22 protein-coding genes are annotated in these 24,153 nt (G+C 72.8%); 13 read left to right on the top strand and 9 right to left on the bottom strand.

Features of this window, described 5'->3' with window-relative positions; genetic code table 11:
- Nucleotides 1-4: 4 nt before the first annotated feature.
- From BGO15_RS13100 to eccD, 3 genes are read right to left on the bottom strand one after another with little or no spacing between them, the layout of a single operon-like run.
- A complete protein-coding gene (locus BGO15_RS13100) occupies nucleotides 5-1,342 on the bottom strand; it encodes a S8 family serine peptidase (protein WP_056206416.1) in 1,338 nt (445 codons plus the stop codon).
- Nucleotides 1,339-2,700: a type VII secretion protein EccB gene (gene eccB, locus BGO15_RS13095; protein WP_056206413.1), complete on the bottom strand. Its 1,362-nt coding sequence runs from the start codon at nucleotides 2,698-2,700 to the stop codon at nucleotides 1,339-1,341. Before eccB ends, BGO15_RS13100 begins: the two co-directional genes overlap by 4 nt.
- 4 nt (nucleotides 2,701-2,704) lie before the next feature.
- Entirely contained in the window at nucleotides 2,705-4,042 is a 1,338-nt protein-coding gene (eccD, locus tag BGO15_RS13090; protein ID WP_056206409.1) for a type VII secretion integral membrane protein EccD, read from the bottom strand.
- A gap of 274 nt (nucleotides 4,043-4,316) precedes the next feature.
- Between eccD and BGO15_RS13085 the strand changes: the two genes are divergently transcribed.
- The 10 genes from BGO15_RS13085 (at nucleotide 4,317) to eccCa (ending at nucleotide 15,400) form a co-directional block, all read left to right on the top strand.
- Complete coding sequence (locus tag BGO15_RS13085; protein ID WP_045245778.1) at nucleotides 4,317-4,631, top strand: WXG100 family type VII secretion target; 315 nt, start codon at nucleotides 4,317-4,319, stop codon at nucleotides 4,629-4,631.
- 33 nt (nucleotides 4,632-4,664) lie between these two features.
- The gene (locus BGO15_RS13080; protein ID WP_056206407.1) at nucleotides 4,665-4,955 is read left to right on the top strand and encodes a WXG100 family type VII secretion target; all 291 of its coding nucleotides are present in this window, start codon (nucleotides 4,665-4,667) and stop codon (nucleotides 4,953-4,955) included.
- 120 nt (nucleotides 4,956-5,075) lie between these two features.
- Nucleotides 5,076-5,393 carry a WXG100 family type VII secretion target gene (locus BGO15_RS13075; RefSeq protein WP_056206405.1) on the top strand — a complete coding sequence of 106 codons (318 nt, stop codon included), beginning with the start codon at nucleotides 5,076-5,078 and terminating at the stop codon, nucleotides 5,391-5,393.
- Nucleotide 5,394: 1 nt separating this feature from the next.
- On the top strand, nucleotides 5,395-5,688 hold the full coding sequence (locus BGO15_RS13070) for a WXG100 family type VII secretion target (RefSeq protein WP_045245769.1): 294 nt from the start codon (nucleotides 5,395-5,397) through the stop codon (nucleotides 5,686-5,688).
- Nucleotides 5,689-5,835: 147 nt separating this feature from the next.
- Complete coding sequence (locus tag BGO15_RS13065; RefSeq protein ID WP_137877770.1) at nucleotides 5,836-7,134, top strand: hypothetical protein; 1,299 nt, start codon at nucleotides 5,836-5,838, stop codon at nucleotides 7,132-7,134.
- Nucleotides 7,131-8,273 (top strand): RDD family protein, encoded by a 1,143-nt coding sequence (locus BGO15_RS13060; protein ID WP_056206402.1) that lies wholly within the window; start codon nucleotides 7,131-7,133, stop codon nucleotides 8,271-8,273. The genes BGO15_RS13065 and BGO15_RS13060 overlap by 4 nt, the downstream gene beginning before the upstream one ends.
- 116 nt (nucleotides 8,274-8,389) lie before the next feature.
- A complete protein-coding gene (locus tag BGO15_RS13055) occupies nucleotides 8,390-8,794 on the top strand; it encodes a hypothetical protein (protein WP_056206400.1) in 405 nt (134 codons plus the stop codon).
- A complete protein-coding gene (locus BGO15_RS13050; protein ID WP_056518857.1) occupies nucleotides 8,791-10,077 on the top strand; it encodes a S8 family peptidase in 1,287 nt (428 codons plus the stop codon). Before BGO15_RS13055 ends, BGO15_RS13050 begins: the two co-directional genes overlap by 4 nt.
- Nucleotides 10,074-11,354, top strand: coding sequence for a hypothetical protein (locus BGO15_RS13045; protein WP_273190104.1), 1,281 nt, complete (start codon nucleotides 10,074-10,076; stop codon nucleotides 11,352-11,354). Before BGO15_RS13050 ends, BGO15_RS13045 begins: the two co-directional genes overlap by 4 nt.
- Nucleotides 11,355-11,443: 89 nt before the next feature.
- Nucleotides 11,444-15,400, top strand: coding sequence for a type VII secretion protein EccCa (gene eccCa / locus BGO15_RS13040; protein ID WP_056518859.1), 3,957 nt, complete (start codon nucleotides 11,444-11,446; stop codon nucleotides 15,398-15,400).
- A gap of 11 nt (nucleotides 15,401-15,411) precedes the next feature.
- On the opposite strand, the gene BGO15_RS13035 is transcribed toward eccCa, so the two are convergent.
- The 4 genes from BGO15_RS13035 to BGO15_RS13020 form a co-directional block, all read right to left on the bottom strand.
- Nucleotides 15,412-15,795 (bottom strand): hypothetical protein, encoded by a 384-nt coding sequence (locus tag BGO15_RS13035; RefSeq protein ID WP_056206394.1) that lies wholly within the window; start codon nucleotides 15,793-15,795, stop codon nucleotides 15,412-15,414.
- Nucleotides 15,796-15,835: 40 nt separating this feature from the next.
- A complete protein-coding gene (locus tag BGO15_RS13030; RefSeq protein ID WP_045245936.1) occupies nucleotides 15,836-16,519 on the bottom strand; it encodes a cyclase family protein in 684 nt (227 codons plus the stop codon).
- Between the two features lie 163 nt (nucleotides 16,520-16,682).
- Complete coding sequence (locus tag BGO15_RS13025) at nucleotides 16,683-17,387, bottom strand: GNAT family N-acetyltransferase (protein WP_235557386.1); 705 nt, start codon at nucleotides 17,385-17,387, stop codon at nucleotides 16,683-16,685.
- Nucleotides 17,384-18,178: an alpha/beta fold hydrolase gene (locus BGO15_RS13020; RefSeq protein WP_045245939.1), complete on the bottom strand. Its 795-nt coding sequence runs from the start codon at nucleotides 18,176-18,178 to the stop codon at nucleotides 17,384-17,386. The genes BGO15_RS13025 and BGO15_RS13020 overlap by 4 nt, the downstream gene beginning before the upstream one ends.
- A gap of 52 nt (nucleotides 18,179-18,230) precedes the next feature.
- Here BGO15_RS13020 and BGO15_RS13015 point away from each other — a divergent pair, with 52 nt between their 5' ends.
- The gene (locus BGO15_RS13015; protein ID WP_056206391.1) at nucleotides 18,231-19,532 is read left to right on the top strand and encodes a hypothetical protein; all 1,302 of its coding nucleotides are present in this window, start codon (nucleotides 18,231-18,233) and stop codon (nucleotides 19,530-19,532) included.
- A 93-nt stretch (nucleotides 19,533-19,625) separates the two neighbouring features.
- On the opposite strand, the gene BGO15_RS13010 is transcribed toward BGO15_RS13015, so the two are convergent.
- Nucleotides 19,626-20,777 carry an ROK family transcriptional regulator gene (locus BGO15_RS13010; RefSeq protein WP_045246353.1) on the bottom strand — a complete coding sequence of 384 codons (1,152 nt, stop codon included), beginning with the start codon at nucleotides 20,775-20,777 and terminating at the stop codon, nucleotides 19,626-19,628.
- A 52-nt stretch (nucleotides 20,778-20,829) separates the two neighbouring features.
- Here BGO15_RS13010 and xylA point away from each other — a divergent pair, with 52 nt between their 5' ends.
- Together xylA and xylB are read left to right on the top strand one after the other, a co-directional pair.
- Nucleotides 20,830-22,017: a xylose isomerase gene (gene xylA, locus BGO15_RS13005; protein ID WP_045246355.1), complete on the top strand. Its 1,188-nt coding sequence runs from the start codon at nucleotides 20,830-20,832 to the stop codon at nucleotides 22,015-22,017.
- Between the two features lie 21 nt (nucleotides 22,018-22,038).
- Entirely contained in the window at nucleotides 22,039-23,322 is a 1,284-nt protein-coding gene (xylB, locus tag BGO15_RS13000) for a xylulokinase (RefSeq protein ID WP_056206389.1), read from the top strand.
- A gap of 48 nt (nucleotides 23,323-23,370) precedes the next feature.
- Here the strand turns inward: xylB and BGO15_RS12995 are convergent, their stop codons facing one another.
- Nucleotides 23,371-24,150, bottom strand: a complete 780-nt coding sequence (locus tag BGO15_RS12995) for an IclR family transcriptional regulator domain-containing protein (RefSeq protein ID WP_056206388.1) — start codon at nucleotides 24,148-24,150, stop codon at nucleotides 23,371-23,373.
- Between the last annotated feature and the right edge of the window lie 3 nt (nucleotides 24,151-24,153).

The following is a 24,153-nucleotide window of genomic DNA, read 5'->3' as shown; positions in this document are numbered from 1 at the left end:
CCAATCACCGCCCGCCCGGCGGATCTCCGTAGAGCCCGTGGCTCGCGTGTGCTGCCGGCAGCGACGACGTCCCCTCGTGTGGTCCGGCACGCCGCCGTCTGCGCAGCACCGCGAGGGTGCCGACGATCGCGAGCGCGGCAGCGACCAGGACCGCGATGATCACCCCGACGAACACCGCCTCGCTGTTCGCAGGGGGCCGAGCGGTGACGCTCACCGCGGCGGAGGGCGTCTCGCTGACGACCGGCTCCGCCGACACGAAAGGGCTCACCGGCCCGCGTACGCCCGCACCCGGCACCATCACGAGCGCCTCGTACGGCTGGATCGTTCCCCATCCCGCGGCATCCGTGCGCTGGTCGGGATTCGCGCGCACAGCGGTCACCTCGAGGCGATAGGCCCACTGAGCCGGCGTCTCCTGCGGGTAGGCCGCAGCGACGAGCGCCGCCGCCGCCGACACGTAGGCGGTCGCGAAGCTCGTGGCGGGCTTGTCGGAGACGTAGATGCAGTCGCCGCCCTGGGTGGAGGTGGTGAGGATGTCCTGGCCGGGCGCAGCCAGGGCGACGTGCGGCCCGTGGATGCTCGCGTCCGTCACGACACCGCTGAGGTCGGTCGCCGCGACGCCGACGGCCCCCGGATCGCCCGCCGGGTAGCGCGCACCGTCGGCGGCATTCTCCTCGATGGCGAGCTGGTTGTCGCGGTTTCCCGAGCTCGCGACGACGAGGCTGCCCCGGGATGCCGCGTATGCCACCGCATCCCGCAGACCGGCGTCATCGGTCGCGGTGCTCATCGAGACGTTGATGATCTGCGCGCCGTTGTCGGCGGCGGTGCGGATGCCCGCGGCGAGACGGGCGACCGAGGGGCCGAATCCCGCTTTCACCTGGTCGGACTCGGTGCCGGCGAACACCCGCACGGACAGGATGCGCGCCGCCGGGGCGAGGCCCTCGACACCGGAGCCGTCGAGGGGGCGCGCGGCGATCTGACCTGCGATCGCGGTGCCGTGGCCGTTGAGGTCCGCGTTCGCACCGGCGCCGTCACCGACGAGGTCGATCGCGCCGACCATCGCGCCATCGAGGTGCGGGTTCGCCGCGACCCCCGAGTCGACGACGGCGACGGTGACTCCTGCGCCCTGCGTGATCTGCCAGGCATCACCGCTCTGCAGCACGCCGAGCGCCTTCACCGGGTCGGTTATGCGCGTCGAGGCGGTGCACTCCCCGGTGTCGGTCGCGAGCGGGCGCGCCAACGCGGCATCCGTTCGTCCCATCGCCGCCGCAGGCGTCGCCGCGGCCAGCAGCGCCGCTCCGAGCGCGACGCCGACGACCGCACGGATGCCGCGGCCCGCCGTCACGGGGCCCCGGTCGCCGTCGGGCTCGGCGAGAGCTGCTGCCCCTCGGTGCCCCCGCCGGCCCCGAACTCGGTCAGCGCCGGCCCGGTGAGGAAGAACGGGATCCAGGCTTTGGTGACCGTCGTCACGTCGGTCGCCTGGTAGCCGAGACGCTGGAGGGTCTGCTCGGTGGCGCCCGGCAGCGCGTAGGCGGTGCCGGTCGCGTCGATGAGGGTGTCGAGGCCGCTCGACTGATCGCCGCGCCCGGCGGCGTTGACGAGCGCACCGTGACCGGCGGCGACACTCACTCCCGCCGGAGCCGGCAGGCTCGCGGCGCGGGCGGCCAGCACGGTGCGCGTCGCCTGTCCGTCGCTCGCGAGCAGCGCGCAGGGCCGCGACGCCGCGTCGAGGGGGGTGAATCCCGCGGCGGGCCAGTCGGCGCCACCCGCCGGCTCCTTCGCGGTCGGGAGTCCCGAGCTCACCGACTGGGGAACGTCCTTCACGTCGGTGGCCTTCGCCCCGCTGCCGAGCTGGTACAGCTGCCACGCGAGCGGGCTGAGCGGGGCGAGAGTGTGATCCGACTGCACCAGGAAGCGATCGTCCTCGGCGCTCCCCGAGTAGTGGATGACGTCCCCGACGCGCAGGGTCGTGCCGAGCACCTGGTCGCCCGCGTCCGTCACGGTCAGTGGAGCAAGCGGGGCCCCCGGAGTGAAGAGATTGAGCCAGTCGACGCTCACCGCGCGCGGCGTGCTCGCCGCGATCCCGGCGGCGCGCAGCACGGCGTCGCCCGACGCGGCATCCACGAGGTGACTCGTCCCGCCTGCGACGACGTACCGGCCGCCGGCCGCGTCGACCACGATGGCCCGGTCTGTCGCGGTGGCCGCCGGTGCCTCGCCGAGCTGTACGGCGATGCCGGCGGCGTCGGCGAGGCAGGCCGTCCAGCCGGTGTCGATGAGAGCGGATGCCGCAGGCACCTGATCGGGCGCGCCCACGATGCCGACGGTCGAGCCGAGGGGGATGTCGGCGAGGTTCGACTGACTCGTGTTGATGACGTCGAACTGCCCGGCCGGCATCAGCAGACGCGCACTGGCGGTGTTGAGCACAGGGTGCAGCACGCCGTCGACGGTGACGTAGCGCGCGCCGGTGTCCTTCGCGATGATGAGCTTGCCGTTCTGCCAGCCGCTCGGGAGCCCCGGCTGGATGAGCCCGTAGAACACTCCGGCGAGCACGACCGCGGCGGTGAGGGCGATCGCGGCGATGACGGCGCGCAGTGGCGCGGCGGGCTCGAGCTCCTTCCCCTCGGGGGCACCGCTCGTGAACGCCGTGAGCAGGCGGCGGCGCGAGAAGTTCTGCGCCTCGATCAGGTCGCTCTTGGTCGCCACGCGGTCAGACCCATCCGCCGGCGATCACCCCGAGCGGCAGCAGCACCGCCAGGATGATCAGCTCGATCGTGTCGGCGACCCGTGCGAGCCGGGTGCGCGCGCGCGGCGCGAGCACCGTGATCGTCACGACGACCGCGGTGGCGATGATGAGCGCGACGAGGAGGACGAGGCGAAGCGCCGGCTGGCCGACGGTCACCGTGATACCCGTGACGGCGAGGCCGACGGTGCCGAGCGCCATGATCGCGAGCACCGCGCTGCGCGCGTAGGACTGGCGCGACGGGAACATCATGCCGAGGAACGCGAGTGCGCACAGCGCGGCGCCGGCCGCGTTCGCGGCCGCCACGAGCGGTGTCGCGGCGAGCGCGACGATGCCCAGCGCGAGACGGCTCGCGACGAGCACGCGATGGCCCGCCGCGATGCGCCGCGCAACGTCGTCACCGTCGATCGGTGTCGGCGCGGCGAACACCTCGGCGTCGCTCTGGGGCGAGATGACCCGGATGCGCGTCGAGCTGAGGGCGAGCCAGGGAAGCCCGTTGCCGAGCGTCGCCACGACCGCGACCATCACCGCGTAGACGGCGACCGCATCCACCGGCAGCACGGCGGCGAGCGTCGCAGTGACGCCGACCGCGGCGCCCGCGACGAGGGGGGCGAGCTGGATCTCGGGGCGGTCGGGTTGGAAGGCGAGTGAGGCGCCGCCGATGACGACCGCACCGAGTCCCGCGGCCGCGAGGGGCCACGTCCAGATCTCCGTCCCCGGCACCGCGAGGAATCCGGCGAGAGCACCGAAGAGGGCCGCGGCGATGCCGAGGCCGTGCCCCGCCTCGCTCTGGCCGAGGCGGCCGACCACGGCGGAGACGGCGACGAGCACGACCGCGCCTCCCGCGGCGACGATCGCACCGAGACCCAGCCCGGGGCCGGCTGCGAGCAGCAGCGCCGCGCACACACCGAGCAGCGTGAGGGACGCGGCGAGCGCCGTGCGTGCGTTGTCCTGGAGCGACCAGGGTCTGTGCTGTGAACTGGTCGCGTCGATCACAGCCTCGACGATGTCGTCGTAGACGCGCGGCTGAGCAAGCAGACCGCCGCGGGCGAGCGTGAGCAGGTCTCCGTCGTCGACACCCTGCTCCGCCGCCCCGCGCGCGACGTCGAGCACCGTGCCGTCCGCGCGCTGCAGGGCATAGCCCGCGTGCGTCATGGTCGGATCGAGCACGCCGAGACTGCGCGCGAAGCCCGGCATCAGCTCGATGAGCGGCAGCTGAGCGGGGATGCCGATGTCGAGCCGGCGGCCCTCGCACTGCACCGACACGCGCACGAGAGCACGCGAGGCGACGACGCTCTGACTCACCGGTGCGCTCCCCCTCGTTGCCCTCATCCGCCGTGCCCGCGCACGACGCCGCCAGTGTAGCCGCGGCGTGGAAGCCCTCGAATGCGCCTGGGGATGACTGCGAGGAGCCGGATCCAGATGACAGAACTCTCATCCACGAACTATCCACAATGGCCGGATCGGGCCCCGAGCGCGGGGGCCGATGGCTACCGTCGGACCCGAGGCGCTCGATCACGGTGACGACCACCGCACGGGAGCCCCACTCCGATCCAGTCAATGAATGAAGGGGGTTGACGTGGCAGATGTGATCTCCGCCGAGGAAGGCGCGCTCAAGCGCGGAGCCGAGGCAGTGAACACCGCGAAGGCCGGCATCGACCAGCAGGTGAAGTTCGTCCGTGGCGAGATCGAGCAGGTGCGCGGCTTCTGGACCGGCGCGGCCGCCGTCGCGTACACCCAGCTCATGACCCGATGGGACGACGAGACACGCAAGCTGAACGAGGTGCTCGTGACGCTCGAGTCGGCCCTGACCGGCACCGAGCGCGACCAGTCGGCGACAGAAGAGTCCCACCAGCAGACCATCTCCGGTCTTTCGTCGATCATGGGCAGCTGACGCACGCGTCGGCAGAGAGTAAGAGGAGTCATCATGCAGTCGATGTCCGTCAAGCCCGAGCAGGTCGTCGCCCTCGCCGGGCAGATCCGCACCGGCGCCAACGGAATCAAGGCTCGGCTGGAACAGCTCGAGAACGAGGTCGGCAAGCTCCGCGCCTCGTGGAACGGTGAGGCGCAGACCGCCTACGACACCGCACAGCGCAAATGGACGCAGTCACTGACCGCGCTCAACACCCTGCTCGAGCAGATCTCCGCCAAGACCACCGAGATCTCGCAGGGCTACGTGTCATCCGACAAGTCGTCGGCAGGCCGATTCTCGCTCTGACGTTCGGGCGGTGATCGCGGGCGGGCGTCCGGTCGGCGATCACCGCCTCGCCGATGAGGGGATGCCGCGGCCACCGGCATCCGTCTCGTCACCGTCGATGAATCGATCACAGGAGGAGTCATGACCGGATCGATCAGCGCCGCCGAGGGCGCGCTGCGGCGCGGTGCGGAAGCCGTATCGGGCGCGCGGGCCGACATCGTCGACAGCATCGGTCGCGTCCGAGGCGAACTCGACCAGCTGGGCGCGTACTGGCAGGGAGACGCCGCGACGGCGTTCCAGTCGCTGGTGTCCACGTGGAGCGGGGATGCGCAGCGCCTCACCGCCGTACTCGTCGAGTTCGACGGGGCGCTGCGCGGGACCGAACGCGATCAGGCCGCGACGGAGGACGCGCACCAGCAGACCATCTCGGGCCTCGGCACCATGATGGGCGGAAGCTGACATGCACGACTTCTCGGTCGACCCGCTCGCTCTGGAGGTCAGCGCGGCGGAGCTGCGCACGGAGAGCGCCCGTATCGGCGCGATCCTCGCCGGCCTGGAGCAGGAGGTCGGTCGGCTGGAGGCGAGCTGGGACGGCGATGCCCGATCCGCCTACCAGCGGGCGCAGCGCTCGTGGAGCGCGACCTTCTCCGAGATGCGGGATCTGCTCGAGCGCATCGCCCGCGCGGCCGATCAGATGTCGGCCGGGTACGTCGAGTCCGACCGCGCCTCGGCCAAGCTCTTCCGGAACGGCTGAGACCATGACCGATCCGGCGAGGCGACGCGTTGCGGCCCGCGAACCCGAGATCGGCACGCCGTCGAGAGACCTCGCTCAGTGACCCGCCCCGTCATCGAGAGGCGGCGCATAGCCGTGATCGATGCGACGTCCCGTCACGATCTCTCCGTGCCGATCGACCGCACGGTCGCCGACGCGCTGCACGCTGCACGCATCGACCTCGACCCTGCCCGCCAGACGCTCCTCGGCCGGGGCGGAAGACAGATCGCCCCGGGGTCGCCGATCGGCGACCTCGACGACGGCGCGGTCCTCACCGTCGTCGAGACGGGTGAGCGCCGGCCCACCGCGAGGAGCGGCATGCGCCGACGGCGCGACGCCGTCGAGAGCGCCGCCCTCTGGTGGACTCTGGGCGCGCTCGGCCTGGGGGTCGCCGTGGTCGCGCTCGGCGCGCCCGACGCGATCGTCCCGTCCGCGCGGCCGGTCCTCGCCGCCGTCGCGCTCGCCGCGGCGATCGCCTCCTCGGTGCCCTGGGCGACGCGGGCGTCCCCGCGCGCGACGGGCGCGGGGAGCGCGTGGGGCCCGCTCGCGCTCGCGTTCGCCGGCGGCGCGGTCGCGATCCCGGAGATGCCCGCCGCATCCGCGTCGCTGGCGGTGTTCACCGGTCTCGGATGCGCCGCGGCGCTCGCAGGGCTGCTCGGACTCGTCGCCTCGGCCGCCACCTTCCGCGCCGAGCTCGGCGTGACCGCCGTGGTGCTGCTGCCGTTCGCGCTGGTCTGGGGCGCGGCGATGATGCTCGACCTTCCCGTGTCCGCACCCGCCGCCGTCTCGCTCGGGCTCGTCCCGGTGGCGCGCCGCCTGCTGGTCGCGACTCTGCTCGACGTGTCTCCGGGCATGTTCATCGACTATCCGCGATTCCAGACGACGCGCTGGTCGGTGCGGCAGACCTATCCCGAGCCCGGCGGCCCCATCTCCGCGTCGACCGCCGCCGAAGTCGCCGTGCGATCCTCGGCTCGGCTCGTGGCGGGCACCGCAACGCTCTCGCTGATCGCCGCGGCCACCGCCCCCATCGCGCTGCCCGGCTTTCCCCTCACCGATCCACTCGTGTTCGCGGGCCGCGTGGCGCTCGCGATCTGTGCCGCCGCCGCCCTCCTGCTCGGATCCCGCCGCGCCCTGTCGCCCGTGACGATGTGGATGCCGCGGCTCGCCGCGACGGTCGTCATCGGTACCGCCGTCGCCGGGATCATCGGCGCGTTCGACGCCGATGTGCTCGCCGTCTCGGCGGTCGTGCTGCTGGCGGCGGGCGTGCTCGCGGGTCTCGCGGCGATCCCCATCGCCCGGGGTGCGCGGTCATTGGCGTGGTCGCGGACGGGAGACGTCATCGAGTGGCTCGCGATCGCCCTGGCGCTCCCGGCCGGCCTGATGGCCGCCGACGCCATCGACCTGCTGCGTGGAATGATGGGCGCATGAGCGGGGGGTCGCCGCCGAGCGGGGCCGTCGGCACGGGACGGGACACCGCGGCGTCGCGGTCGACCCATCTGGGCGCCGTGGCCGGTGTCGGCGCACGGGTCGCCGCGTTCACGATCGACATGGCCGCCGTAGCGGCGATCGCCACGGTCGTCGGAGTCGCCTCGGCATCCGTCCTCCTCGCAGTGGTCGCGACCCTCGAGGCGCTGGTCGCCCTGTGGGTGGTGCAGGGACGCACGGGGACGAGTATCGGGAAGGCGCTGCTCCGGCTGCGCGTGACGAGGGCGGACGCTCCGTTCTCGCCGGGGGTGGGACGGGCGTTCGTGCGCGGCCTCATCTCGGCGATGGGTGCTGCGGTGCTCGGCGTCGGAGCGTGGCTGGTCGAGGCGTCGGCGGCGTGGGACCGCGGGCCTCGCCGACGCTCCTGGGCTGATCGCGCGGCGCAGACCGTCGTCGTCGCGGTGCCTCGCCGTCACGAGGCCGACGTCGTCATGGGCACGCCCGACAACGGGGCCACGGTGCTGCCGGCCCCCGCGGTGAGGACGCAGCGAGGGGAGGGCATCGCCGGGAGCGCGGCGATCGCGCCGGTCATCCGTCGGCCGGATGCCGCGCCCGCCCTCATCACCTCGACTCCGCGGGTGGGCGGGGTGATCTCCGCCGCACCGACGCCGGTGGTCGATACGCTGCCGGGCGAGGTCACGGGGGGCGACAGCGGCGGATCGACGGGACAGCCCGGTCCGCGTCGGCGGGGTGTCGTCCCGTGGGAGACCGACGGACCCGCGGCAGATCCGTCATCGGGCGAGCTCCTGCTCGCGTTCGACACCGGACAGCGCGCGCAGCTTCCGGTGCCGGTCGCCGTGAACCTGGGGCGCCGGCCCGAGCCGACGGCTCCAGGTGACGAGCTGGTCGTCGTGCGCGACCCCGACGGCACCGTCTCGAAGACGCACGCCCGCCTCGAGCACACCCGCGCGGGCACCTGGATCACCGATGTCGGATCGACCAACGGCACGGACCTCCTCGATGAAGAGGGGCACGCCACGCCCGTGCTGCCGGGGGCGCGCACGCAGGTGGAGGACGGCGTCCGGGTGCGACTCGGCGACCGCGTCTTCACGGTGAGTCGTCTCCTCGGCGACTCCGACTGAGCGGATGCCGCGGCGCGGCCGCCACCGCGCGACTTATCCACCGATTCCCCGGTGCGCACATCGTCGACGAGCGCCTCCACAAGAATTGATCCGATCCAAGAGGGGGAGGCGCTGACATGTCGTGGCTCGGTGTGAACTTCGAGGCCGTGCAGAACCAGGCCGAGAAACTGCTCATCCAGTCGGCGCAGCTGCCGACGTCCGAAGAGCTGACGCACGTCGACGGGCACTCGACGGAAGCGGCCGAAGCGACGTTCTACGCCTGGCTCGCACGCAACGCATCGACGCTGGCCGACTCCGTGACCGGCATCCAGACCGTCATCACCGAGCATTCCGACGCGTTGAAGGCGGCCGCCCAGCGCCTCGTGGCATCCGATGACCTCTCTGCACTGACAGCGGGGATGCTCGAGCACGCCATCGACGTCGCGGCCGCACCGTCCGCCGCCTCGGCACCGCCGCCACCCGCAGGAGCCGCGCAGACCGACAGCTCCGCCGTGGCGAGCGCCTGGGTCGACGGATCGTGAGGTTCGCCGCACCGCGCATCGCGGCGGCGACGGCGTTCGTCGCCGCGACCGCGCTCGCGCTCGTGCCCTCCGCCGCGTCGGCCGCGGCGACGACCGATGGCAACTGGTGGTATGCCAAGTACAACCTCGCGCAGCTCCACTCGTCGGGCATCGACGGCTCCGGCGTCACCATCGCGGTCATTGACGGACCGGTGAACACCGAGTTCCCCGCACTCGTGGGCGCGGACATCGTCACCCACGGGCCGGCGTGCGACGGCTCCGCGGCGACCACGACCACGTACACCGAGGACTCCGGTCATGGCACCTCCGTGGCGTCGCTCCTGGTGGGCACAGGCGCCGGCCCCGGGGAGATCCGGGGCATCGCTCCGAAGGCCACCATCGACTACTACGTGGCGCCGCTGAACTCGACCGACCCTGCGTGCGGGGTGCAGACGGCGGACGGTCAGCGCACCGACCTCTACGGCGCCCTCATCGACGAAGCGGTGCGCAACGGCGCGGAGATCATCAGCATCTCGACCGGTGGGCCCGCCGTCCCCGCCGAGTACTACTCGGCGATCGCCCGCGCCCTCGCCGCCGGCGTCGTGATCGTGGCGGGCACTCCGAACGCGAACGGGTCCGCGTCGACCTATCCGTGGGACGCGAACGGCGTCGTCGCCGTGTCGGCGATCTCCTCGACCGGGAGCCTTCTGGAGAACCCCGCCGGCACTCCCGTCATCAACGACGACGTCACCGTGGCGGCCCCCGGTGTCGATATCTCGACCCCCGCCGGCGCGAGCGACGGCAGCTGGATCGCAGGGACCTCCTCGGGATCATCGCTCGCGACGCCGCTGGTGGCGGGAATGCTCGCGTTGGCGAAAGAGAAGTATCCGTCGGCGACCGGGAATCAACTCATCCAGTCGCTCATCCACCACGCAAGCGGGACGACGAACGGAAACCTCGCTGTCGCACAGGGATACGGATACGGCGGCGCACTCCTCGCGGGCATGCTGAGCGCCGACCCCGCGTCCTATCCCGACACCAATCCCCTCATGGGGAAGTCGTCGGGCCTCCCCACGGCGCAGCAGTTCGCAGGCGCCCGCAGCGGCGGCGCCTCCACGTCCTCCGCGACGCCGAGTCCCGTGCCCTCCGGAGCGGGCACCGTCGCCTCCCCCGAGTCGAGCGGGGGCGTTCCGATCGCTCTCGGCGCGGCGGGCCTGCTCGTGGTCGCGGGCCTCGCCGTGACGACGGTGCTCGTCATCCGTCGAACACGCGCACGAAGTCCTCAACGGAAGGATGCAGGATGAGCAACCCCGGGCCTTACGAACAACGACTCATCCAGCTCGCTCAGGTCGGCGACTGGTCGCAGGCGAACCTGCCGCAGCTGCAGAGCCTCCTCCCCGACCTCGCCACGGTGCTCCGGGCGGCGTCGGACGACAACGGACTGACCGGACAGGCGGCCCTCGCCGCGTCAGAGACGCTCCGCACATCGGCGACGGCCATCGACCAGCTCACCGCGGCGATCGGCGTCTTCCAGGCCGCCATCACGCAGGCGAATGCCGAGCGGGCGTCCGCCCGCTCCGCGCTCGCCGCGCTCCCGAACGGATCTCTCGACGGAACCCAGGAGGCGCTCGTGCGTGGGGCGGCGACGGGACTGACCCTCCCCCTCGGGCCGATCTCGGTCATCGCCGGGCCGTTCGCGGTCGACCAGATCAATCAGTGGATGAGCTCCCAGCGCGAGGCCGCCGCGCACAAGGCCGTGACCGCTGCGTCGAGCGGCATCGCGGCATCGATGTCCGATCAACCCCGGTTCCCACTGCTGTCCGCTGACGGCTTCAGCCGATTCACCCTCGACACGGCACCCGATGGGACAGACACGCCGGCGACGCCGCCGGCGCGCACATCGACGACGCACACCGCGAACACCGTCACCGCACCGCCCGTTCCCACAGCGGCCACGGTGCCCGGTGTGACCGACCACACCGTGCAGACCGGCGACGGCAGCTGGACCGGGGGAAACGACATCGTGCTGACACCGGACGGTCCGCTCGGCTCCGGGGGAACGAGCTTCGCCCCGGGAACGGTCATAGGGAGCGGAGCCGGCACGGGACTGCAGGGAGGCGCGTCGACTCTCACTCCGGCCACCCCCGGCGGGTTCGGGGCGGGCGCCGGAATCGCCGGTGCCGCGATGCTCGGAGCCGGCGCGCGGTACGCCGGTGCGGGCCTCACCGCGGCGGCCACGGCCGACGCGACCCCGGGCGCGGGAGCGTTCGCCGGCGGCAGGGGGGCGGGCTCCTCCGGCGGGTCGGGCGGCCTGGGCGCCGACGCCCGCAGCGGTTCCGGAGGACTTCTCGGCGGCGCCCGCTCGTCGGCTGCCGGAGCGGCCACGGCCGCCCCCACCGAAACGTCGGGGACGCGAAGCGGCGCCGCGGGCGGCATGCTGGGCGGCGGCGCCCCGGGCTCGGCGAACGGCGACGGGAAGCGCGGCGGCCGCGGCCTCGGCGGCCCGGTCGCACCGAAGCTCGAGGAGGACGTCGACCTGGGTCCGCGCTCGGAGGGCGCCGGAGCGGGCGGACGCGCCTGACCGGGCGACGCCCCGCCACCACTGACAGCCAGCCCCGCCGCCCGGTCACACGGCCGGTAGGGCCCGAGACGCACCGAGGGAGCACCCGGATGAGCGGAACACCGCGACTCGCACCTCCGCGCGTGCCCAGCGGCAAGATCCTCGTGCAACCTCCTCCCGAGCTCGTCCCCGCCGACGGGGCCGGGGGCATCCTCACCTCACTGCTCCCGATGATCGGCTCGGTCGGCGCGATCGTGATGGTGACGATCTCCAACGCCGGGCCGACCGGCTTCATCACCGGAGGCATGTTCCTGCTGTCGTCGCTCGGCTTCGTCGCCGTGAACGGGTGGCGACAGCGCTCGCAGCGAGCCGCGCAGGTGCTTGCCAACCGGCGCGAGTACCTCGCCTACCTCTCGGAGCTGCGGGATACCGTGCGCAGCGCGGCCCGCCAGCAACGCCGGCACGGGAACTGGATCCACCCGGCCCCCGCCGCGCTCCCGTTCCTCGCCGAGGAGCGCACCCGCGTCTGGGAACGGGCCGGGACAGACGACGCCTTCCTCCGCACCCGTGTGGGAGTGTCCGATCAGCCGCTGTGCATCACACTCGAGGCGCCCGAGCTCCCTTCGCTCGCTCAACTCGACCCGGTCGCCGCGAGCGCGGCGCACCGGTTCATGCTCACCCACGAGATCCAGCCCGCGCTGCCGCTCGCCGTCGACCTCGGGGACGACGCCCGCACCGAGATCATCGGCTCCGACGAAGACGCCGTGCGGGCGCTCGCGCGATCGATGGTCATCGGCCTCGCCGCCCTCCACGACCCCGACACCCTCCAGATCGCCGTTCTCGCCGGGCCCTCGCAACTGCCCCACTGGGAATGGGCGAAGTGGCTGCCGCACGCGCAATCGGTGCGGGTGGAGGATCGCGTCGGGCCCGCACGCCTGATCGCCTCCGATCTCGACACTCTCGAGGACCTGCTTCCGGCGGGTCTGCGCGAGCGTCCGCGATTCGGCCGCGACACCCGCACGAGCCCGCACATCGTGATCCTCGTCGACGGGGTACGGCTGCCCGCGGGGCATCCGATCGTCGGCGGCGAGGGCATGGCCGGCGTCACGGTACTCGAACTCCCCGAACGGTGGAGCGACCTCGACGACCACGGCACCCTGCGCATCGCCCTGCCGACCGAGGGGCGCACGGTCAGCGAGCTCATCCACCTCGGTCGCGCAGCCGTGCCCTTCACGCCCGATACCGTGACGATCGTCGAAGCCGAGGCGACCGCCCGGCGACTGCTGCCGCTGCACTCCCAGCCGACGGCGTCCACCGGCGAGACCGGCAGTGCTCAGCGAGAGCTCGTCGAGCTGCTCGCTCTACCCGACGTGCGTGACATCGACGTCGATCGCACGTGGCTTCCCCGTCTCGAACGCGACCGGCTGCGGGTGCCGATCGGACAGGACACCTCGGGCGCCGCCCTCGTGCTCGACCTGAAGGAAGCCGCGCAGCAGGGCATGGGACCCCACGGTGTGCTCATCGGCGCCACCGGCTCCGGGAAGTCGGAGGTGCTGCGCACCCTCGTGCTCGCGCTCGCCCTCACCCACTCCCCCGAGCAGCTCAACTTCGTGCTCGTCGACTTCAAGGGCGGCGCGACCTTCGCCGGCATGGCCGGGATGCCGCATGTCTCGGCGATCATCACCAACCTCGGTCAAGAGCTCGCTCTGGTCGACCGCTTCCAGGATGCCCTGCAGGGCGAGGTGGTGCGGCGGCAGGAACTGCTGCGCTCCGCCGGGAACTTCGCCAACGTCAGCGACTACGAGAAGGCGCGCAAGAACGGCCGCAGCGACCTCGAACCGCTCCCCGCGCTGCTGATCGTCGCCGACGAGTTCAGTGAGCTGCTGTCGGCCAAACCCGAGTTCGTCGACAGCTTCATCAACATCGGCCGCGTCGGTCGCTCGTTGCAGGTGCATCTGCTGCTCGCGTCACAGCGACTCGAGGAGGGCAAGTTGCGCGGTCTCGACACCTACCTCTCCTACCGCATCGGTCTGCGCACCTTCTCCGCCGCCGAATCCCGCAGCGTGCTCGGCGTTCCCGACGCGTACACGCTCCCTCAGGAGCCCGGAGTGGGATACCTCAAGGCCGACACCGAGAACCTCGTGCAGTTCCGCGCGGCCTATGTGTCCGGGCCCCCGAAGACATCGCGCTCCCGCCGCAGCGTCGACGCCGGCGACGGCATCGCCGGCAATGCCGAGATCGAACTGTTCACGGCGGTCGCGCAGCACACGGATGCCGCGACCCCCGCGGTGGCGGAGACATCCGAGCCGGTCGTGGAGGTCGAAGAACGTTCGACCTTCCAGATCGCGGTCGAGCGCATGAGCGGTCGCGGCCCCGCCGCGCACCAGGTGTGGCTGCCCCCGCTCGAGGTGCCCGCCACGCTCGACCAGCTCATGCCCGATCTCGTCGCGGACCCGCAGCTCGGGCTCGTCTCGCCGGGCTGGCGCGCGGCCGGGTCGCTCGTCGTGCCGCTCGGGATCGTCGACGTCCCCCTCGAACAGCGCCGCGAAAACCTCGTGGTCGCTCTCGGCGGGGCCGCCGGCCACGTGGCGATCGTCGGCGGCCCCCTGAGCGGAAAGTCCACCGTCGCGCGCACCCTTCTCACCGCCGTCGCCCTCACACGCACGCCCCTCGAGGTGCAGTTCTACGTGCTCGACTTCGGCGGCGGCACGTTCACAGGCCTGCAGAGGCATCCGCACGTGGCGGGGCTCGCGACCCGCACCGAAGAGGAGGCGGTGCGACGGACGGTCGCCGAGATCGAGCAGATCATCGATGCTCGGGAGCAGTTCTTCCGCCAGCACGCGATCGACTCCATCGACACCTACCGACAGCGCCGTGGTGCGGGGCTCGTCGACGACGGATACGGCGACGTCTTCCTCATCGTCGACGGATGGGCGACGCTGCGTACCGAATACGAGCCGCTCGAACCCCGGATCCAGGCGATCGCCGCCCGCGGTCTAAGCTTCGGAGTGCACGTCGTCGTCACCGCCAACCGATGGCTCGAGATCCGCGCGAGCCTGAAGGACCTCATCCAGACCCGCATAGAGCTGAGGCTCGGCGACCCGACCGACTCCGAGATCGACCGCAAGCAGGCCCTCAACGTGACCGCCGGACGCCCGGGACACGGGCTCGCGCAGAACCGGCTCCACATGCTCACGGCGCTCCCCCGCGTCGACGGCGACGGTGACCCCGCCGGGCTCGCGGGCGGGGTCAGCGACCTCGTCGCCCAGACCGCCGCCGCCTGGCGCGGCCCCGCCGGGCCGAAGCTGCGCCTGCTGCCCGAGCGCATCACGCTCGACGCGGTGCGCGCGGAATCCGACCCCTCCTCGCGCCGGTTCCTGCTCGGCATTGACGAAGCACAGCTCGCCCCGTTCGGCATCGATCCCGCCGTGGAGCCGCACCTCTTCCTCTACGGCGATGCCGGGTCGGGCAAGTCGTCGTTCCTGCGGGGCATCGTGCAGGAGATCACGCGCCACTACAGCGCCAGCGAGGCGAAGATCTTCGTCGTCGACTACCGCCGATCGCTTCTCGGCGAGATCCCGTCTGACTACCTCGGCGCCTACCTGACCTCGCACGAGATGGCGACGGGCGGCCTCAGCGAGCTCGCCGCGTTCTTCGCCGGCCGCATCCCGGGCCCCGACGTGTCGCCCGAACAGTTGCGGCAGCGGTCGTGGTGGACGGGCGCCGAAGGCTTCATCCTCGTCGACGACTACGACCTCGTCGCCACGAGTCAGGGCAACCCGCTCGCTGTGCTGCAGCCGCTGCTCGCGCAGGCGGGCGACCTCGGTCTGCACGTCATCCTCACGCGCCGCGCGGGCGGGGCGAGTCGGGCCGCCTACGACCCGATCATCCAGCGGTTCACCGACCTCGGCACGACAGGCATCCTGCTCAGCGGCAACCCCGAGGAGGGCGCACTGATCGGGCGGGTGAAGCCCGCGGCATCCATCCCGGGACGCGCACAGATCGTGAGCCGCGAGCGCGGACACCTCACCGCGCAGCTCGCGTACGCGCCCCCGACGGTGTCGTAGCGGCGCTCCCCTCAGGCGAACAGTTCGCGACCGTCGGGGTCTCCCACCCGCCACGGCCGCAGCGACTCGGGCGCCGGCCACGGCAGGACGATGACCTCGTGCGGCGCATCGATCGCACCGAAGTCGTCGGTCTTCACGACGACCCGGCCGGCGTCAGGGGTGATCTCCACCAGGCGCACGCGCAGATCGACGCCGCCGCGCATGAGCACCCACGGCTCGGCCAGCCACGCCAGCCCTCCGGCCTCGAGAGCGTCTTCGGCGTCGAGCCAGTCCTGTGCGCCGGATACCGCGCGCCCCAGCAGGTCGACGGCGACCCAGGCATCACCGAGGGGACGGATCCACCCGAGCAGCTCGCCGTCGTCGCGGCGGTAGGGAGTGCTGTCTGCAGGGACCATCCCGTCATGCTCCGCCGGCGGCCGCCCGGTGTCCAGCGCGTCAGTCGATCTCGGCGAACGCGCGCACCGGGAAGGTGCCGAACCCCTCGACCGCCGGCGGCGCGGCGGTGAAGCGCGCACCGGACGCCGGGACATCCCCGAGTCTCGTCAGATGCTCGACGACGTGCACGCCCGCGGCGAGCAGCGCCGAGTGCGTCGGACGTTCCCCGCCCGACTCGGTGTCGTCGATGTTGAGCGAGTCGATGCCGACGAGCGTCACGCCCTCGGCGATGAGCCACTCGGCGGCCTCGCCGGTCAAGAACGGCGCGCCCGCGCCGTAGGCGGGAGTGCCGAAGTGGCGGTCCCAGCCGGTGTGCAGCAGCACGGCCGCACCGCGCAGGTCGCGACCGGCGAGCGCGTCGACACCGATGCCGCGCGCCCCGGGCGTCCAGGCGTCGGTGAGCGAGAAGACCTCGGCCCGCAGGCCCACGAGCGTCGCGAGGTCGAGACCGGCGAGATCGGGGCCCTGGGCGTAGCGGTGGTAGGGCGAGTCGAGGTAGGTGCCGGTGTTGCCGATCATCGTGATGATGTCCATCGCGAACTCGGTGCCCGGCGCGTAGCGCGCCCGCGAGTCCTCGCGGGTGAGGTGCGAGGTGATCGTCGGGGCCGGCAGGCCCGGGTAGGTGACGAGTCCGGCGCGGATCGGATGCGACAGGTCGACGATGCGTCGGGATGCGGCGGTCATGTGCTCATCCTGACGGATGCCGCACCCCACCCGGCGTGCAGCGACGGCCAGGTGTGCGCGGCTTTCGGCCATGCCCGCGCGCCGCGCAGGAGTGCCCGCCCCCGGCAGGCCGGAACGCCTGATGGGACGGATGCGTCGGGCGCACCGGGCCCGCCCGCGGCCGTCAGCGCATGATGAGGTAGCCGCGGTCGGCGGCGAAGCCGCCGATGCGGTGGCCGGCCGCCAGGTGCCCGACGAGCGCATCGCGCACCCGCAGCCGCCAGGCCGCGGCATCCGGGTCGCCGGCCGCGCGCAGCGCCTCGATGTCGGAGGGCACCGGCACCGTCGCGATCACCTCGTCGTCGGCGGGAGCCGGGGCGGGGGGACCGGCGACATCCCACTCGACGAACACCCGATCGGTCGCGTCGCCCCGGTTGATGCCGTCGTTCATCGGCCCGTAGAAGTCGACGAGGTACTCGGTGGCGCGGGCGCCGAGGCGCGTGAGGTTGAAGTGCGCGTTGCGGGCGACGAGAGGGTCGTACGTCCAGGTGATGCGCGCGATGCCGCGTTCTGCCGCCCAGGCGCGCTGGTGCTCTTTGAGCTGGCGGCCGAGGCCGCGCCCGCGCAGGCCCGGCGCGACGCCGGTGACGTGCGAGTGCAGCGCGCTGAGGGCGGGCGCCGAGAAGAACGCGATGGACGCCGCGACCATCTCGTCGCCCTCGTGCGCGGCGAACACGTAGTTGCCGCCGTGCGCGAGCGCGGTCATGAGGTTGGTCGGCACGGCGTCCTGATCTCCGCCCCAGACGCGGCGCAGCAGCGCGGCCGCCGCGAACACCTCGTCGGTGGTCTCGATCGGTCGCACCTCGAGGGGCGGCATCCGCTCGCTCACGCGGCCTCGCTCTGCTCGACCATCGTGACGAACTCGGCGAACAGGCCCGGCCAGGCCATCACGCCGTAGGGCGTGCGCGCGACGACGACCCGGCTGTGACCGAGCAGCTCGTGCAGCAGGTTCGCTGTCTTGAGCGGATGCGTGCGGTCGCCGCTCCACGCGAGGATGAGCGTCGGCACCTCGACCTTCGCGATCGCCTTCTTCTTCGGGAAGTCGGTCGCCGCCGCCCCGCGCATGACGGTGGGGAGGAGGTCCTCGGGGATCGTGATGCTCGTCGCGGGCGCGTCGGCGAGCGCGGGCGGCACCGGTGCCGTCGACCCGTGCTGCACGAACGCGGCGATGCCGCCGTGCTCGACCATCTCGGCGTTCGCCAGATACGTCTCGCGCTGCGCGATACGGCTCTTCCACGCGGTCGGCGGGGTGACGAGGGTGAGCGAACGGAACCGCTCAGGTGCGGCGACGGCCGCGTGCAGCAGGGTGCCGGTTCCCATCGACGGACCGATGCCGTGCACGGTCTCACCCGGTGCGACGTGGTCGAGCAGCGCCAGCAGGTCGTCGGCGAGACGGTTCCAGCCGTAGTCCGCTTCGACCGGCGTGCCCGTCGACAGCCCGTGTCCGCGGGCGTCGAAACGCAGGATCCGATGTCCGCGCAGCGCGCGGGCGAGGTTGAGTCCGAGCTGGCCGTCGCGTTCGCGACTGGACGTCAAACCGTGCAGCTGCACCACGAGGGGACCCGTGGTTCCGGTGACGTCGTAGTCGAGAATCGCTCCGCGCACCTGGAAAGCCGGCACGACGCCTCCTGCGTTCTTTTCGCGAAACGTGTGACCCCTACACTACGACGCCATGCGCCTCACCACCGTCGCCCAGATGGCCCTCCCGCAGGGCACCCTGCACAGCTACGCCGTGCGGGCGACGATCGATCCGTCGCGCGAGGTGCCGGTGTCGTTCGACCAGGGCCGGCACGTGGGCCACGGCGACCGCCCGGGATCGTGGATGGCCGTCGCGTTCCGCCTTCCCGTCGCCGCCGATCGCGACGCCCTCGCCGACGCCTGGCAGCGCACCATCGCGCGTCACGGCACGCTGCGCACGGTGTTCTCGCTCGATGCCGGACGGGTACGGCTGCACGAGGCATCCGTCGACGGCGGCACCTGGCGCACCCACGACGTGCCCGGCACGACCCGTGACGCGCTGCGCGGTCTGCTCGACGCGGAGTGCCGCCCGTTCGCGGCGCCGTCGTACCTGCTCGCGGTCGTCGAGCCCGAGCCGGACGCGGCCGACGCGCGCCCGGTCGTCGTGCTCGCGAGCGACCACTCCCACGTCGACATGTGGTCGCTGCTGATCCTCGCGCACGACGTGCGCGCGGCGCTCGAGGGCGAGACGACGGATGCCGCTCCCGCCGCCCCGTTCGCCGACCACACCCGCGCGCTCGCGGCGATGCCCGACACCCCGCCCGAGATCACCGAGCGATGGAACGAGATCCTGCGCGCGGGCGGCGGGCGGATGCCGGTGTTCCCGCTCCCGCTCGGCGACGTGAGCGCTCCGGTCGAGGCCATCGTCGAGGTGCGCGACGTGATCGACGGGATGCAGCTGCGCTCCCTCGAGGAACGGGCGCGGGCGCGCGGCATCCGGGTCATCGCCCTCGCCGTGTCGGAGCTCGCACGCCTGTTCCGCGACCTGGCGGATGCGCCGCTGCGCGCGGTCTTCCCGGTGCACTCCCGCGGCGAGGCCCGGTGGCGCGACTCGGTCGGCTGGTACATCACCAACGCGGTGCTCGAGGTGACCGACCCGGAGCCGTCCGCCGCGGCGGCCGCGATCGACGAGGCCGTACGGCTCGGCGCCTACCCGCTCGCCCCGATCTTCGACCGGTTCGGCCACGTGCCGCCCGCGCCCGGGATGTTCGCGATCTCCTGGCTCGACATGCGCCGGATGCCGGCGCGCATCGATCCGGCCCTCGAGCCGCAATACGTGTCGGCGGTGCTGCCGACCGACAACGTGATGATCTGGTTCATCGCGAACGAGACCGGGCTGCACCTGCGCTGCCGCTACCCCGACACTCCTACGGCCCGCGAGAGCGTAGGCGGGTGGCTCGACGCCCTCACTGTGCGGCTCGCGGCGGCCGCGGCATCCGAACCGGTCGCGGGCTGAGGCCGGCACGGCGGTCGGCGCCGGGGCGCTCGCTCCCGCGTCGGCCGACGGCCGGTCGGCGCACCATCACCACCCCCGGAGCGGTCGCGCGCCTCAGCCGCGGGCCGCGCGCAGCCCGGAGATGAGCCCCTCGAACGGCAGATCGGCGGCGCCGACCAGCAGGCGGTCGTCGCCGAGCGCCGCGACGCGCACCTCGACATCGGCGATGCCCGCCATCGTCTGGGCGCGCACGTCGGCGGTGAGTCCGGCGAGGTCGACGTCGGCGAGGGCCGCGAGGAACCCGCCGAGGATCACCACCGCCGGGTTCATGACGTTCGCGGCGTTCGCGAGCGCCGTCGCGAGGATGCGGCGCTGGCGCGCGATCTCGAGGCGCCCCGAGGGTCCGGCGGCGGCCATCGCCTCGCCGAGGTCGGCGCCGTCGCCGGGCGAGACGCCGAGCGCCGCGAACAGGCGCGCCTGGGCGACTTCGTCCTCGAGCACCCCGTCGTCGGCACGGCGGTCGGCGGCGGCGATGATGCCCGGCCGGTTGTGGCCGAACTCCCCCGCGAAGCCGGCGGCGCCGCGCACGAGCACACCGCCGACGATGAGCCCGCCGCCGATGCCGCTCGCGCCGCCGTTGAGGTAGACGATGTCGAACGCGTCGCGGCCGGCGCCGTAGCGGTGCTCGGCGAGGGCGCCGAGGGTGGCGTCGTTGGCGACGAAGGTCGGTACGGATGCCGCGTCCCCGACGCGCTGCGCGAGGGCGTCGTCGCGCCAGCCGAGGTGGGGCGCGTCGACGACGACCCCGTCACTGGAACGCACGAGACCGGGCACGGCGAGTCCGACGCCGATGACCCGGTGTGCCGCGGCATCCAGTGTCTCGGGGATCCAGCGGGCGACGAGGCCGGCGACCTCCGCAGCGGTCGGGGGTCGGCGGAACGGCACGCGCTCGCGCACGGCGAGGGTCTGGTCGAGGCGCACGGCGGCGAGGGTGACGGCATCGACTTCCGGGTTGACCGCGATCGCGACGGGCGCGGACGCGACGGTCACGACCGGCGAGGGGCGGCCGACTCCGCCGCCGGCACCGGGCAGCGACTCGGTGACGAGGCCGTCCGCGTCGAGCTCTGCGACGAGGGCGGCGATCGTGGAGCGATTCAGGCCGGTGGCCTGCACGAGCTCCGACCGGGTCTGCGCGCCGTCGCGACGCAGCAGGTCGAGCACGTGCGCGAGATTCTCCTCGCGCACGGCGGGAACGGATGCGGCCATGTCCCGAGTGTAGTATGTTGTCGCTCACAACAATTTGATGCGAAGGAGCACCATGACCACGCCCACCGCCGCCGACAAGTTCTCGTTCGGTCTCTGGACCATCGGCTACAACGGCGCCGACCCGTTCGGCGGCCCGACCCGTCCGGCCCTCGACGTGGTGCATGCGGTGGAGAAGCTCGCCGAGCTCGGCGCCTACGGGCTCACCTTCCACGACGACGACCTGTTCGCGTTCGGCTCGACAGACGCCGAGCGCCAGCACCAGATCGACCGCCTGAAGGGCGCTCTCGCGGCGACCGGCCTCATCGTGCCGATGGTCACCACCAACCTCTTCTCCGCGCCCGTCTTCAAGGACGGCGGCTTCACCTCGAACGACCGCCAGGTGCGCCGCTTCGCGCTGCGCAAGGTGCTGCGCAACCTCGACCTCGCCGCCGAGCTCGGCGCGAAGACCTTCGTGATGTGGGGCGGCCGCGAGGGCGCCGAGTACGACGCTGCGAAGGACATCCGCTCGGCCCTCGAGCGCTACCGCGAGGCGGTCAACCTGCTCGGCGACTACGTCACCGACAAGGGCTACGACATCCGCTTCGCGATCGAGCCGAAGCCGAACGAGCCCCGCGGCGACATCCTGCTGCCGACCGTCGGTCACGCACTCGCGTTCATCGAGTCGCTCGAGCGCCCCGAGCTCGTCGGCCTCAACCCCGAGGTCGGACACGAGCAGATGGCGGGGCTGAACTTCGCCGCCGGCATCGCCCAGGCGCTGTACCACGGCAAGCTCTACCACATCGATCTCAACGGCCAGCGGGGCATCAAGTACGACCAGGACCTCGTCTTCGGCCACGGCGACCTGCACAATGCGTTCGCGCTGGTCGATCTGCTCGAGAACGGCGGCCCCGACGGCGGCCAGGCGTACACCGGCCCCCGCCACTTCGACTACAAGCCCAGCCGCACCGAGGACGAGAACGGCGTGTGGGACTCCGCCGCCGCCAACATGCGCACCTACCTGCTGCTCAAGGAGCGCGCCGCGGCCTTCCGCGCCGACCCCGAAGTGCAGGAGGCCCTGCAGGCTGCCCGCGTGCTCGAGCTGCAGACGCCCACCCTCGGCGCGGGCGAGAGCTACGACGACCTGCTCGCCGACCGCAGCGCCTACGAGGACTTCGACGCGAGCGCCTACTTCGGCGCCCGCGGGTTCGGCTTCGTGCGTCTGCAGCAGCTCGCGACCGAGCACCTGCTCGGCGCGCGCTGACCGGCGGCGGGGAGAACGGCGATGGCGCTCGTCGCGGGCGTGGACTCGTCCACGCAGTCGTGCAAGGTGCTGATCGTGGATGCCGCGACCGGCCGGGTCGTGCGCGAGGGTCGGGCGTCGCACCCCGACGGCTCCGAGGTCGACCCGGAACGGTGGTGGGAGGCGCTGCAGGAGGCGATCGCCGCCGCCGGCGGTCTCGATGACGTCGAGGCGTGGGCGATCGGCGGCCAGCAGCACGGCATGGTGGCGCTCGACGCGACCGGTGAGGTCGTGCGGCCCGCGCTGCTGTGGAACGACACCCGTTCGGCGGGCGCCGCCCGCGATCTCATCGCCGAGTTCGGTGCCGACGACCTCGCCGAGCGCTCGGGCGTGGTGCCCGTGGCATCCTTCACGATCACCAAGCTCCGCTGGCTGCGCGATCACGAGCCCGAGGCCGCCGCCCGGGTCGCCGCGGTCGCGCTGCCGCACGACTGGCTCACGTGGCGACTGCGCGGCTTCGGGCCGGTGGCAGGCGCCGAGCCGCGCTTCGACGAGCTCGTGACCGACCGCTCCGACGCGTCGGGCACGGGCTACTGGAGCCCCGCGACCGGGGACTACGACCGCGACCTGCTCGTCGCCGCGCTCGGCCATGACGCGCGTCTTCCCCGCGTGCTCGCTCACGACGAGCAGGTGACGGATGCCGCGGGCCGCCGCGTCGGTGCCGGCGCCGGCGACAACGCGGGCGCCGCGCTCGGCGTGGGCGCCGTGCCCGGAGATGTGATCGTGTCGATCGGCACGAGCGGCACCGTGTTCGGCGTGAGCGCCGAGCGCACGATCGACCCGACCGGCACGGTGGCGGGGTTCGCCGCCGCAGACGGCAACTTCCTGCCGATCGTGGTGACCCTGAACGCCGCGCGGGTGCTCGATGCGATCGCACGACTGCTCGGCGTCGACCTCGACGAGCTCAGCCGGCTCGCCCTCGCCGCCCCGGCGGGTGCCGCGGGACTGCGACTCATCCCCTATTTCGAGGGTGAGCGCACGCCCAACCTGCCCGACGCGACGGCGAGCCTCGAGGGCATGACGCTCGCCTCGACGACGCGCGAGAACCTCGCGCGCGCGGCGGTCGAGGGCATGCTGTCGGGACTCGGCGCCGGCATCGACGCGCTGCGCGGCCTCGGGGTGCCGGTGAACCGGGTGCTGCTCATCGGCGGCGCCGCGCGCTCGACGGCCGTGCAGCAGATCGCGCCGCTGGTGTTCGGCGTGCCCGTCGAGGTGCCGGAGCCCGGCGAGTACGTCGCGCTCGGCGCCGCCCGCCAGGTCAGCTGACGACGGGGCGGCTGAGCGGTCAGGGCCAGCGGCTCAGCGGTCAGGCGCTCAGCGGCTCAGATCGGCGGATGCCGCGGCCGCCGCGTCGATCAGCAGCGGCACGACGGTCTCGGCGAGGCGCTCAGCGGTACCGGGCCCGCCCGAGGTCGCCACGTTGACCGCGGCGACGGCCCGGCCGGCACGGTCGCGCACCGCGACGGCGGCGGAGACGAGCAGCGGCTCGAGCTCGCCGTCGACGATCGCGTACCCCTGCTCGCGCACCGCGGCGAGCTGACGCGCCGCCTCCGCCGGAGTGTGGCGGTCGCCGGAGGCGGCGATCCGCGCGAGCGCGTCGGCCTCGTCGAGGTCGGCCAGCAGCACCCGGCCCATGCTCGTCGCGAACGCGGGGAACCGGGTGCCGATCGTGATGCGCACGCTCATGATGCGGCGGGTCGGCACGCGGGCGATGTAGACGATGTCGCCGCCGTCGAGCACGGATGCCGACACCGACTCGTCCACCTCGCGCGAGAGGCGTTCGAGGTGGGGCTGCACAAGCTCCGGCAGCGTGAGCGACGACAGGTAGCTGAACCCGAGGTCGAGCACCCGGGGCGTCAGCGCGAAGGTGGCGGCCGCGGCATCCGTCCGCACATAGCCGAGGGTCTCGAGCGTGCGTAGGAACCGTCGCGCGGCCGCGCGGGGGATCTCGGTGCGCCGGGCGACCTCACTGAGGGTGAGCTGCGCGTGATCGGCGTCGAAGGCGCGGATGACGGCGAGCCCCCGGGCGAGCGACTGCACGAAGTCCTCGGACGCGCGGGCGCCGTCGGCGTCGGGCGGCGTCGCGTCGGTCATCGC

It is taken from the genome of Microbacterium sp. 71-23, from assembly GCF_001897265.1.
Classification (GTDB): Bacteria; Actinomycetota; Actinomycetes; order Actinomycetales; family Microbacteriaceae; genus Microbacterium; species Microbacterium ginsengisoli.
This window is presented reverse-complemented; position numbering and strand designations above follow the sequence as displayed.